The 12485-nt window shown below is 39.0% G+C and carries 12 protein-coding genes and 1 pseudogene; 4 read left to right on the top strand and 9 right to left on the bottom strand.

The annotated features are described in order from the left end of the window. Nucleotides 1–2: 2 nt before the first annotated feature. The 6 genes and pseudogenes from F887_RS08155 to argC form a co-directional block, all read right to left on the bottom strand. The gene (locus tag F887_RS08155; RefSeq protein WP_005294514.1) at nucleotides 3–365 is read right to left on the bottom strand and encodes a YnfA family protein; all 363 of its coding nucleotides are present in this window, start codon (nucleotides 363–365) and stop codon (nucleotides 3–5) included. Continuing rightward, a complete protein-coding gene (gene clpA / locus F887_RS08150) occupies nucleotides 365–2650 on the bottom strand; it encodes an ATP-dependent Clp protease ATP-binding subunit ClpA (protein ID WP_005294516.1) in 2286 nt (761 codons plus the stop codon). The genes F887_RS08155 and clpA overlap by 1 nt, the downstream gene beginning before the upstream one ends. Nucleotides 2651–2768: 118 nt before the next feature. Next, nucleotides 2769–2855, bottom strand: a pseudogene (locus F887_RS18815) (ATP-dependent Clp protease adapter ClpS); the annotation flags it as partial. A gap of 382 nt (nucleotides 2856–3237) precedes the next feature. Further along, entirely contained in the window at nucleotides 3238–3651 is a 414-nt protein-coding gene (gene clpS, locus F887_RS08145) for an ATP-dependent Clp protease adapter ClpS (protein ID WP_167515355.1), read from the bottom strand. A 22-nt stretch (nucleotides 3652–3673) separates the two neighbouring features. Further along, a complete protein-coding gene (locus tag F887_RS08140; RefSeq protein ID WP_005294520.1) occupies nucleotides 3674–4423 on the bottom strand; it encodes a DUF6776 family protein in 750 nt (249 codons plus the stop codon). An 81-nt stretch (nucleotides 4424–4504) separates the two neighbouring features. Further along, nucleotides 4505–5554 carry an N-acetyl-gamma-glutamyl-phosphate reductase gene (gene argC, locus F887_RS08135; RefSeq protein ID WP_005294522.1) on the bottom strand — a complete coding sequence of 350 codons (1050 nt, stop codon included), beginning with the start codon at nucleotides 5552–5554 and terminating at the stop codon, nucleotides 4505–4507. Nucleotides 5555–5829: 275 nt separating this feature from the next. Here argC and F887_RS08130 point away from each other — a divergent pair, with 275 nt between their 5' ends. Both F887_RS08130 and F887_RS08125 read left to right on the top strand, forming a co-directional pair. Further along, entirely contained in the window at nucleotides 5830–7341 is a 1512-nt protein-coding gene (locus F887_RS08130; protein ID WP_005294525.1) for a hypothetical protein, read from the top strand. Nucleotides 7342–7489: 148 nt separating this feature from the next. Continuing rightward, nucleotides 7490–8101, top strand: coding sequence for a CDP-alcohol phosphatidyltransferase family protein (locus F887_RS08125; protein ID WP_005294528.1), 612 nt, complete (start codon nucleotides 7490–7492; stop codon nucleotides 8099–8101). Between the two features lie 18 nt (nucleotides 8102–8119). On the opposite strand, the gene F887_RS08120 is transcribed toward F887_RS08125, so the two are convergent. After that, nucleotides 8120–8812 (bottom strand): YgjP family zinc-dependent metalloprotease, encoded by a 693-nt coding sequence (locus F887_RS08120; protein WP_005294530.1) that lies wholly within the window; start codon nucleotides 8810–8812, stop codon nucleotides 8120–8122. Further along, entirely contained in the window at nucleotides 8812–9483 is a 672-nt protein-coding gene (rpiA, locus tag F887_RS08115) for a ribose-5-phosphate isomerase RpiA (RefSeq protein WP_005294533.1), read from the bottom strand. Before rpiA ends, F887_RS08120 begins: the two co-directional genes overlap by 1 nt. Nucleotides 9484–9581: 98 nt before the next feature. Between rpiA and ilvA the strand changes: the two genes are divergently transcribed. Next, nucleotides 9582–11126: a threonine ammonia-lyase, biosynthetic gene (gene ilvA, locus F887_RS08110; RefSeq protein WP_171067402.1), complete on the top strand. Its 1545-nt coding sequence runs from the start codon at nucleotides 9582–9584 to the stop codon at nucleotides 11124–11126. Between the two features lie 75 nt (nucleotides 11127–11201). On the opposite strand, the gene F887_RS08105 is transcribed toward ilvA, so the two are convergent. Beyond that, the gene (locus tag F887_RS08105) at nucleotides 11202–11600 is read right to left on the bottom strand and encodes a hypothetical protein (protein WP_005294539.1); all 399 of its coding nucleotides are present in this window, start codon (nucleotides 11598–11600) and stop codon (nucleotides 11202–11204) included. Nucleotides 11601–11834: 234 nt separating this feature from the next. On the opposite strand from F887_RS08105, the gene F887_RS08100 reads away from it, so the two are divergent. After that, nucleotides 11835–12485 carry a potassium channel family protein gene (locus F887_RS08100; RefSeq protein ID WP_005294542.1) on the top strand — a complete coding sequence of 217 codons (651 nt, stop codon included), beginning with the start codon at nucleotides 11835–11837 and terminating at the stop codon, nucleotides 12483–12485.

Here is a 12485-nt window from a genome sequence, read left to right on the forward strand (position 1 = left end):
GTTTAACGAACCAAACCTTGCGGCTGCAAAATAATTAGGCAAGCGCCGCAAAGAACAACGATCCCACCTAAAATATCCCAACGCGTTAGCATGACTTGATCGACATAACGCAACCACATCAGGGCAGTAAAAATATAAATCCCACCATAGGCTGCATAAATACGACCTGATGCCGCAGGATGCAAAGTCAGTAACCAAACAAAGACTGCTAAGCTTAAAGCCGTAGGAACCCATAACCAATGCGATTTTCCTTGATTCAAAATTAAATAAGGAAAATAACAACCTAAGATTTCAGCAATTGCTGTGACGAAAAATAACCCAAATACTTTAAGTACTTGGGTTATCGAGAAAGAAAGTTCAAACATTAAGCAGGTTCAGCACTCGGGTTAATATGATCTTCAAATACTTCCAATTTTAAACCAACGTCTTTGCCATTTTCTGTTTTCACAGAAACCGCAACGTTACCACCATGCTCAGCAAGCTCACCAAATAAAATCATCTCAGCAAGCGGCTTTTTCAAATGCTCTTGAATCAGACGTTGCATTGGGCGAGCACCCATCAGACGATCATAACCATTAGCTGACAACCAATCACGAGCACTTTGATCCACTTCGAGTACCACTTGTTTCTCATCAAGCTGCGCTTGCAACTCGGTTAAGAATTTGTCCACTACTGAATCGATAATTGTGGTTGGAAGTGATTTAAATTGAATCACGCCATCTAAACGGTTACGGAATTCAGGCGAGAATGCACGTTTCATTGCATCCTGATTGTCTGCACTATGATCTTGTTCAGTGAAACCAATACTTGCACGAACAATACTTTCTGCACCGATATTGGTCGTAAGAACAATGATCACATTTCTAAAATCAGACTTACGGCCATTGTTGTCTGTTAAAGCACCATGATCCATGACTTGTAACAACAAATTGAATACATCTGGATGTGCTTTTTCAATCTCATCAAGCAAGAGTACACAATGCGGATTTTTATGAATCGCATCTGTCAGCAAACCACCTTGATCATATCCAACATAGCCTGGAGGTGCACCGATCAAGCGAGAAACCGCATGGCGTTCCATATATTCAGACATATCAAAACGAACCAACTCGACACCAAGCAATTTCGCCAGTTGTTTCGTAACCTCGGTTTTACCCACACCTGTTGGACCTGCAAAGACAAAACTTCCCACTGGTTTATCTGGAGCTTTCAAGCCTGCACGAGATAATTTGATCGCTGATGCAAGTGCTGTAATCGCTTCATCTTGACCAAATACAACACGTTTAAGATCACGCTCCAGATTCTCAAGTACAGACTTGTCATCTTTAGACACTGTTTTCGGTGGAATACGTGCAATCTTAGAAACGATGTCTTCGATATTTTCAACCGAGATGGTTGTGCCATCAACTTCAGCTTTCAAACGGCGTTGTGCACCAGCCTCATCAATCACATCAATCGCTTTATCTGGTAAAAAACGATCATTGATAAATTTAGCTGACAACTCAACAGCAGCGACAAGAGCTTTATCATCGTATTCAACATGATGGAAATCTTCGAACTTGCTTTTCAAGCCGCGTAAAATTTCGATCGTTTCACCAATACTTGGTTCATTCACATCAATTTTCTGGAAACGACGTGATAAAGCATGGTCTTTCTCAAACACTTGACGATATTCTTGGAAGGTCGTTGAACCAATACAACGTAAGCTACCATTTGCCAAAGCAGGTTTAATCAAGTTCGATGCATCCATGGTACTGCCCATACTTGAGCCTGCACCAATAATCATATGAATTTCATCAATGAATAAGATCGCATTTGGATTCTTTTTCAAAGCATTCAACAATTGTTTTAAACGCTTCTCAAAGTCACCACGATATTTAGTCCCTGCAACCAAAGCACCAATGTCTAAGCTATAGACTTCAGCATTCGCAAGTGGTTTAGGCGCTTTACCATTGACGATTAACCATGCCAAACCTTCTGCAATCGACGTTTTACCCACACCTGGGTCACCCACTAAAAGTGGATTGTTTTTACGACGACGACATAAAATCTGAGCCGCACGCTCAATTTCTTTTTCACGTCCAATTAAAGGATCAGTTTTACCCTTTTGTGCTTCGATGTTTAAGTTAAGCGTGTATTGCTCAAGTGGCCCAGCATTTGCTGAAGCTGCACTTTCACCTTCAATATCTTCAACTTCTTCTTCAACTTGAATCTCATCTTTACGTGTGCCATGAGATAAGTATTGTGTCAAAGTTAAACGGTTGATTTGATGACGCTTTAATAAATAAACAGCAAAAGAATCCCGTTCCGAATACATCGCAACTAAAACATCCGCACCTTCAACAGTACGATCACCACCACTTGACTGAACATGGAAAATTGCACGTTGTAAAATTCGGTCAAAGCTCTCGGTTGGATGAGGTGCCTGTTCACTATTATCACCAAGTTTTGGGGTATGTTGCTCTACATATTCCTCTAATTCTTTACGCAAAGTAACGATATCAGCACCGCATGCTTTTAATGCATTTACGGCAGAATCATTATCTAGCAAGGCAAGCAACAAATGTTCAACTGTCAGAAACTCATGTCTCTTTTGACGAGCCATGCTAACAGCCAAACGTAACGATACTTCTAATTGACGACTGAGCATGTAACCCCCTTATCTCTTGGGCTTAATCAAAAAAGAGAAATCTTTTCATGAAAAAGCTAATTATTGACTTGATCCGCTGAGCGTCTGTAATCGTTTTGAAGATACGTCTTACAAGCCTCTTTGCTTCATATCTTACTGTTAGCATTAGTTGAGTATCTTGGTCAAGATTCAAAACAAAGTATTGTTGTAAAAATTTAATTACAAAGAGAATAAGACTTATCTAATCGTTCAAAAACTCAGCAAACCTACTCTTCATTTATGAAAGAGCATTAAACCTATGAAAAATTGTAATACACCATGATCTTGTTTAAAGCCTAACTAATCATTTATAGGTTGAATATAAAGATAGTCAGTATATTGATTCATATTTTTAGCACAAAACAATATATGTGTTGATTTAGCACTTAAATCACATGACGAATATAGCTTTTCTTTCTTAACGCTATTACTCATAACATATGAGCCATACCATGGCGCAAGGTCTCGCGTATGAGGAATGAAATTCCGCAAGAGCGTTACTTTTCTTAACGCTGTTACTTGCAACATAGTTGCTCGTCTTGCGCTCGGAACAAAGCTTCGCTTTGTTTTTATCCTCGCTCAGGTTCGATCTGGCACAACAAAGGATGACCTTGAGCTCGTGCATAGTTATTCACTTGATTTGCTTTTGTCTCAGCAATATCACGTGGGTAAATGCCCGCGGTACCTTTACCTTCGTAATGAACCGTCAGCATCACCTGACTTGCTTGATCAAGGTCCATGCCAAAATAACTTTGCAATACTTCAATGACAAAATCCATTGGTGTGTAATCATCATTCATTAAAACAACCGCATATAAAGGCGGTCGTTTTAATTCTGGAGGGGCTGTCTGTACAACCACCTCACCTTCATGATCCTCTTGCGAATCACTTAAACGTGGACTTAAGTGCCAATCGACATAACCTGATTGATGAAAAGAATTTTTCACTTCACTTAAATTCATTTGACGTTTATATCTTCGCATATTGAGTTCTTAATCTAAAAAATTATTGAGCGTTAGCTTCAGCTTGTGGTATTTCTGACACGAAAGCAGAGCCTACATCGACAGGCTTACCACGTTGCCAACTAAAACGTTTGATGACTGGCGTACCAGCCCCTGTTAAACGTACTTCGATAAATTGAGGCATAAAGCCCTTAGGCATTGTCCAACGCCCCGTTAAACGTTCAAAATCATCAAAGTTAAAGTTTTTGTCTTCTAAAGGTACAACCAGAACTTCTGTATCTTTAATCAAGCGCAACTCAACCGAACCTGTGGCACGGCGCTTAGTTGGGCTGACTTGAACAAGATCAATCTGATATTCATAAGCATTTTCAGGTAAAGACTTAATGGCCATATTTTGAATGGTTAGACTTACACCACCGCGCTGTTTCAAAATGTCACGATAAATCGCATTCATTCCTTCAAACTGCGATTTATCTGCATTGGCTTGGTTTACCGCTTTAAATAAATCATCTGCATTACCTACCGCCATATCACGCTCTTGAACAGCAGCATTCAGGCTCTTAGTCACAGAATCCAATGCAGTTTTTTGTTTCTGAACCACATCTACCAATTGCTCAGCATCTGCATCATAACCAACCACAGTTAAACCCTGACGATGACCTACCGTATAACCAAGCGTAAAACTGCCGCCGATCAGAATCACGGCGCCAACAATCAAAGGTAAATTCGTTTTTAAGAATTTATTTTTTTCAACGGAACTGTCTGGTGAAGTAGTCGGTTCAACGTTTTCCATCATCATCTCTATCTTTATGATCTACATCAAAGCACACATTAGAATCGAAATTTAAATGTGTGTGAAGTAAAAAAGCGTTTTTTATGGTAATAAACCAATACCTTCCAAGCCAGCTGCTTCATCAAAACCGAACATTAAGTTCATATTCTGAATGGCTTGACCTGCTGCACCTTTCACCAAATTGTCTTGTGCAACCAAAATAATCAATTTATTGGGTTGAGGACGATATAGTGCAATTCGTAACTCATTGGCACCACGAACACTTCGTGTTTCTGGTGAACTATTTGCAGGCATCACATCTACAAAACGTTCATTTTTATAGAAATCTTCATATAACGCTTGAAGATCAACCTGTTGTGCCTGTTCAGTCAGGTCGACATAAATTGTGCTCAGCATGCCACGAATCATTGGCACTAAATGCGGTACAAAAATCAGTTGATCAAACTGTCCTTTTTGCCCAGATATATTTTCCAGTGCTTCTACAATCTCAGGATGATGGCGATGTCCTGCAACACCATAAGCCTTGAAATTATCGGCATTTTCACTGTAGATCATGCCAAGGCTTGCTTTACGACCAGCGCCAGACACACCTGATTTAGCATCGATAATAATACTTTGTGTATCAATCAACTGATCTGAATTTTTAAGTAGTGGCGCTAAACCTAATTGTACGGTCGTTGGATAACATCCAGGATTACCAATCACTTCAGCTTGTTTGATTTTTTCACGATTTAACTCAGTTAAACCATATACTGAGTCTTTTAATACAGTAGGGCAGCTATGTTGCATGCCATACCATTTTTCAAATTGAGTTAGATTCTGCAAACGAAAATCTGCAGCGAGATCAATGACTTTTGTACCAGCAGCAATAAGCGCTTCTGCATGCTGCATTGCGACACCATGAGGCGTGGCAAAGAAGACAACATCACATTGTTTTAATTGGTTTAAATCAAAATCTGAAAACTCAAGTGCTGTATGCCCTCGTAAACTTGGGAACATATCTGCAACGCGCTTTCCTGCTTCTGTACGAGAAGTGAGAATACGAACTTGAACTTGTGAATGTCTTAATAGAAGACGTAATAGCTCAACCCCAGTGTATCCAGTTCCACCAACAATACCAACAGAAATCACGTGTAACACCTCAAGCTTTCATGTAGGCAAATAGTATGGCAGTTTGACCCGCTTTACACAATCTTCAAGTACCTAACTTTTAAGAAAATAAAAGTGTAATGAATCCTCATAAAATGATCATAAATTTATAAATAAAGACTAATAAACTCATTATATTTAAATTGATTCTACCATTGGTCAAGAAATACTATTGAAACCTTTCACTATTCGAATAGAATAAAAAAATTGTGGTAATAATAAATTTCATGGATGCAAAATTTTTCTGGAGAGCTGGAATGCCTTCTTTGATGTCAAAACAAAGATTACATCATCATATTTGCTTAGGACTAAGCACCCTTTTACTCAGCTCAGCATTGATTGGTTGTGGTAGCGGTGAAAGTAAAGCAACAAAAGAAACCACTCCAACGGTCTCTGTCCCAAAACCTAAAAACTTCAATATCAAGACCCCTGTCGAGATGCGAAATGTCACTCTAAAAGTTTTTGATAATTTTGATGATAGCTTGGTCTTAGAACGAAATTTAACAACAACCTCAGAAATAGATATTGTATTACCACGAATTTTAGATCGGGATCGTTTGTATCGGATTGAGATTTCAACGACTCCAAATTCTTTGATCTATGACTCCCAAAGCCGCCAGTACCAAAGCATATCAATGACTTTACACGGTCTCGTTGAGGTAAACACCAATACTCTGACTCAGACTATTTATATCAGCCCTAGCTCAGAAGCGGTTTATCAACGTGCTTTAGTGCGTTCAGGTACACTCCCAACGGATACAAATAGCACTCCAACAAAAATCAGTGCATTACAGCTAAACCTTGCAACAACTGATGTAAATTCAGCATTAACAAATGCTTTTTATCAGTTAGATATCCCCAATTTAAACTCATCATATCTTTTAGATATATTTTCACCACCAAATACTAATTTGAGTTTATATACCGATACATATCTAAGTTTTGGTTTTATTCAACAATGGGCAAATGTCTATCCAAATAATAATTATGCCGAATTTACCAAGAACTTAGCCATTGATTTAAAAGATGGCTATCTTGATGCAAAAAAAATACGTGGTGATCAAAGTGCGTTGACATCATTAGTGACGACAGCACCTGATAATATTGATTCGACCAAGAATAATGCGATAACAATTGCCGCAAATCAAAAAAGTGCAAGAGAAAATTTTGCAATATCTTTGAAACAAGCGGTATTGCAACTAGCCGATATCCATCAACAAGCTATAGTAAATCCAAAAGGTTATGCCTCATTACAACAAAAAGCTTATGCTGGTAGTGCTCCTACTAGCAATGCGGCTACCTCGTTCCGTATTTTTGGCGCAGGTGATTATCGTCCTGCTGTGGGTTTTTCAGATACAACTCAAACATGTAATGGCTCAATTTACCCGTGTAAACAAGGCATTACAGGAATTAACATTGTAACTGCAAACTTACCTTCGATTGAATATTTAATTGGGAATTACAAAGATTCAACCAGCAACTGCCAACTCAATATTCGTGGAGATGGGTGGTTAGAGCTAACCAAAGATGGAAAAACCTACAGTTCTAAACTGGATGGTGATACCACAGATAACTTACTACAAGTCGATAAAGCCAACTTTGAATATTTGTTAAATAGTAGCTCAGCAGAACCAAACAATAGCACTTTGCAATATAATTTTGTTCAACTTAAGCTTAAAGCAAATCAGGTCTTAAGTGCCAGCGCTGGACTAGACAGCCGCAAAGCTCCTGATCAATTGCAAACAACGTTGTTACAGTGCAATTTTTAAGACTTAATTCGCATATATAAGCAATGGAGCAATGATTCCATTGCTTATATGTATCATGTAGCCTCATTTTTATAAAATATGTATTTGCCTTCTTGATTTTCAATGTCGGCTGCTATACTCAAATAAATGTTTTTATTATTGATGTTGAATGTCTTTAAAATATCAAATTCCAACTTTACTTGTTTATTCCAGACTACTCTTGGGTTTTCTCATTGTCGCAGTTACCCTGCTACAACCTCAATTCTTCCCGATTTACACCGTGGTATTTTTAACACTGGGACTTCTCAGTGATATCTTTGATGGTATCATTGCAAGACATTTGGGTGTTGCTACTGAAAGATTACGTCGACTCGACTCTAACGTTGACCAAGTTTTTTTTATTTTTGCAATTGCTTCGATTTACCTACAGCAGCCGGATTTCTTTAATCAACACCTTTGGGCAATTGTCATTTTAATCCTGTCAGAAGTTGCCATTTATACCGTAAGTTTCATTAAATTTCGAAAAGAAGTCGCCACGCATAGTCTAGGCGCCAAAATATGGACCTTATTTCTATTTGCTTTATTGGTACAAGTCACAATCACAGGACACTCGCAAATTTTATTTATTATAGTTTTCTGGCTGGGCATCCTGACACGAGCTGAAATTATTGCAATTATCTTAGTACTCAAACAGTGGCAAAATGATGTCCCCACCCTAAAACAAGCCTTACGTATTCGCAAAGGTTTAAGCGTTCAAAACAATCGCCTGTTTAATGGCTAAGGCAAAACGTATATTCGATTATTTTTTATAGTACCAACTTGGCAATTGAGTCTGTTTCAATTGCTTCCGATGCTCAAGATAGTTGGTATCATGCTTTTCAACTTCATTCCAAAAAGCGGCACTATGATCAAAATGTTTTGTATGTACTAATTCATGCACACAGACTGATCGCACAATATGTTCAGGCATAAGCACCAAAGCGGCATGAAGCATGATGTCATGTTTGGAACTACAACTGCCCCAACGTGTTTTTGGTCTTCGAATTGAACATTGTTGATATAGCAAAGCAATATCTTGACTGATCTGCGCCAAATATTCGGGTAAATACTGTTTTGCATACGCCATGACAGCAGCTTGTAAAGCCTGCTCTGACTGTTCATCCCGAATCAATAACTGTTGCTGCTCGAAATCAAACTTAAAAATATGTCGTTGCTGTTGTTGAATAATTTTAAAAGGCTGATTATGGCGAAATAAAGTCAAAAATTTGGGAAATGTTGTAGTTTGATTAAATTGCTGTTGTTGTTTGCCCCATGTTTCAATCAGCCACTGTTCAGACTGATGCAGAAATTGCTGAATCTGTCTTTTACTACAAAACAATGGAACTGTGAGACGAATACCTGTTGGCTCAACACGCAAGCGCAAATTTCTTGCCCTTGCGTGTCGAACCACTTTAATTTCAGGTAACAGCGTTTCTAATGAAACTGATTGCATTATTGTGCTGTACGCTCTTCAATGCCATTGTCCATTGCAACAACAGCAATTGTTGCTGCATTTAATGCAAAGATACCATTGGTCACAACACCTGGAATGTCATTAATAGTCTTTTCCAACTCAATCGCATTTAGAATATTTAGATTGAATACATCTAAAATCACATTGCCATTATCAGTCACCACACCTTCGCGATAAACTGGATCACCGCCTAAAGCAACGATCTTACGTGCCACCGCAGAACGCGCCATCGGAATGACTTCAACTGGAAGCGGGAAATCACGTCCTAATTGATCCACCCATTTTGAATCATCCACGATACATACAAATTTCTTCGCAATCGATGCAACAATTTTTTCACGCGTTAACGCTGCACCACCACCTTTGATCATATGCATATGACGGTCAATTTCATCTGCACCATCAACATAGGCATCTAAACCACCGACAGAGTTCATATCGACCACTTCGATACCCAACTTTTTCAAACGTTCAGCTGTCGCAGTTGAACTTGCCACTGCCGCTTCTAATTGCAATTCAGGCAATAAATCAATTAAAAAATTAACGGTACTTCCTGTTCCTACGCCCAAAATGCCGCCTTTAGGCAAATGTTTCAAAGCTGCTTTAGCTGCAGCTTGTTTTTTTTCATCTTGGGTTGCATATAGACTCATGACTTCACTCAACTATTTTGACATTTGCACTAAGAAAACAGCGCAAATGCACGGGGGTTTGCTACAATGATTGCCTATTTTAAACTGTTATAGGGAAGATGAACATGCTGTCTCGTGTGGTACGACAAATTTTACAAGCAACGGTTTATGATGTTGCGATTGAAACACCGCTTGAAGCAGCTCCACGAATTAGTCAAAAAATTAATAATAACATTCGATTTAAACGTGAAGATTTACAACCCGTATTCTCTTTCAAGCTACGCGGTGCTTACAACCGCATTAGCCAACTTCCTAAAGATCAACTCGATCGTGGTGTGATTTGTGCATCCGCAGGCAACCATGCCCAAGGCGTTGCACTATCTGGCAAAAAATTAGGCATTCCCGCGATCATTGTGATGCCAAGCACGACACCTGATATTAAAGTCCAGGCAGTTAAACGCCTAGGTGGTCAAGTTGTGTTACATGGCGATAGTTTCGATGTTGCCAACAAATATGCAAAACAACGTGCAGAAGATGAAGGATTAGTTTTTATCCCGCCTTATGACGATGAACTGGTGATTGCTGGTCAAGGGACGATTGCCAATGAATTATTGCGTCAATGGCGTGATGTTGAATATGTTTTTGTTGCCGTTGGCGGTGGCGGACTCATTGCAGGTGTTGCAGCGTATTTAGGTGAAGTTGCACCACACGTCAAAGTGATTGGTGTAGAATACGAAGAATCTGCATGTTTAAAAGCAGCACTTGAATCAAATGAGCGCGTGGTGTTACCACATGTGGGTCTATTTGCTGATGGTACAGCCGTTGCGCAAATTGGCGAGTTGCCATTTGATGTGATCCGTTTACGTAAGTCGGATAATTCAGGTCCAATCGTAGAGCCTGTTATTGTCACTGTCGATACAGATGAAATTTGTGCGGCCATTAAAGATACCTATGATGAGAATCGCAGTATCGTAGAGCCATCAGGTGCCATGGCTTTAGCAGGCATCAAAAAATATGTCGCAGAGCATCAATTGACCGACAAAAATATGGTGTCAATTGTTTGTGGTGCCAACATGAACTTTGATCGTTTGCGCTATATTGCAGAACGTACTGAGCTTGGTGAGCGTCGTGAAGCCATCTATGCCGTAACGATTCCTGAGCAAAAAGGTGCCTTCCTGCATTTCTGCCGTGCCCTGCAAGGTCGTAACATTACTGAGTTTAACTATCGTGCCAGTGATAGCAATCTTGCTCAAGTCTTTGTCGGGATCAGCCTTAAAGGTGGTGAAACCGAACGTCATGAAATTCACGACATGTTGAAACAACAATATGAAGTAGATGATCTGTCTGATGATGAAGTTGCGAAACTGCATATTCGTTATTTGATCGGCGGTCATGCCAATATCGAACATGAGCGTTTGTTCCGTGTTGAATTTCCAGAACGTCCAGGTGCCCTATTAACCTTCCTAGAACGTTTAGGCCCAACCCATAACATTACCTTGTTCCACTATCGCAACCACGGCGCAGCTGAAGGTCGTGTTCTGGTTGGCTTGCAAGCAACCGATGCGAAGCAAAATCCAGATGGCTTAGTCGAAACATTGGAAAAAATCACTTATCCATATGCTGAAATCAGCAATAATATTGGATATAAGCGTTTTCTTAAATAAGCGTTCTAGTACCTTAAGCCGACCTCGTGTCGGCTTTGTTTTCATCATGTACTGTGAAACAAGGCAATAATCTTTTTAAGGTTTTATTTCTGCTAGTCTTTTTGATAATTCAGTATCATTTCCATCCAGCAAAGGGGTACCTTCGTAATAAAATTTACTTATATATTTACCTGCATTATCAATTTTCATCACAAGACCACACCAAGTCTCACCAACCATATCACTCTTCCAAAATAAATTATCTTCAGCCTCTATCAGCTCGAAAGAAACGGGTATAGCAGGTCTTTGAGATTCATTATATTCATTCATACTTGGTGATAGCCAACATTTGGCAGTAGATCCACGCCTCAGATCTAGACTCTTATCTTTAATCCTTTCAACATAATAAATAATTTCCCTCCAATTTTTAGGAGCTACATATACAATTTCTTTTAATATATTATTAAGGAGTTGTGTTTTTACTAAGAAACTCATTTTTATCCACTAACTTGATCTAAAATTGATGTTTACCCTTAAAAAGAGTTGCTGAATACAATTAACATTGTAAACAAAATTTACAAAGCATGTTGCTTTGAAACCGCTTTTTTATTTTTATCAAAACAACAACTGATGTATCTTTGCCAAGCCAACAAAATCATTACAAACTAATAAATTGATCCATCTTAAAATGAATAAAAAGACATTTTTATCATTTAGTTAAGGACAGTTATGGCACAGTTTGCAGTCATTGGTTTAGGTAGTTTTGGGGCAACTGTTGCATTAGAGCTAACTAAACTGAATCATGATGTTATTGGTATTGATACCATCAAACGCAATGTCGAAAGCTTGGCTGATCGTATTACCCATGCAGTGATTGCCGACGCCACTGATGAACATGTCCTAGAAGAGCTGAATATACAAAATTGTGATGCGGTTGTGGTCGCAATTGGAGAAGATATTGAGGCGAGTATCCTGTGTGTGCTGAATCTCAAGAATTTAGGCGTAGAGAAGATTCTGGTGAAAGCCAAAACCAAGGCACATCACACGATCCTTTCCCATTTAAATGTCAGTAAGATTATCCATCCTGAAGAAGATATGGGTGTACGCGTTGCTCAAGCACTAAATTACCCAATGGTAAGCCGTTATATGGCTTTGGATGATGATCATTACATCGTTAAAGTTCCAGTCAATGAAAAGCTCAACCATGTGAATTTATCCGGCATCTTAAAACAAGAACCAAACATTAAACTGCTGTTACTGAAACGCGATCAACAGATTCTCTATGAAACAGATGCAAATTTTACCTTACAAACGGGTGATGTCCTGATTTTAGAAGGTTCACTCAGCCATCTTAGAAAACTTTCAGGATGTTTCGCATAA

The sequence above is a fragment of the Acinetobacter sp. NIPH 2100 genome (assembly GCF_000369805.1).
Classification (GTDB): domain Bacteria; phylum Pseudomonadota; class Gammaproteobacteria; order Pseudomonadales; family Moraxellaceae; genus Acinetobacter.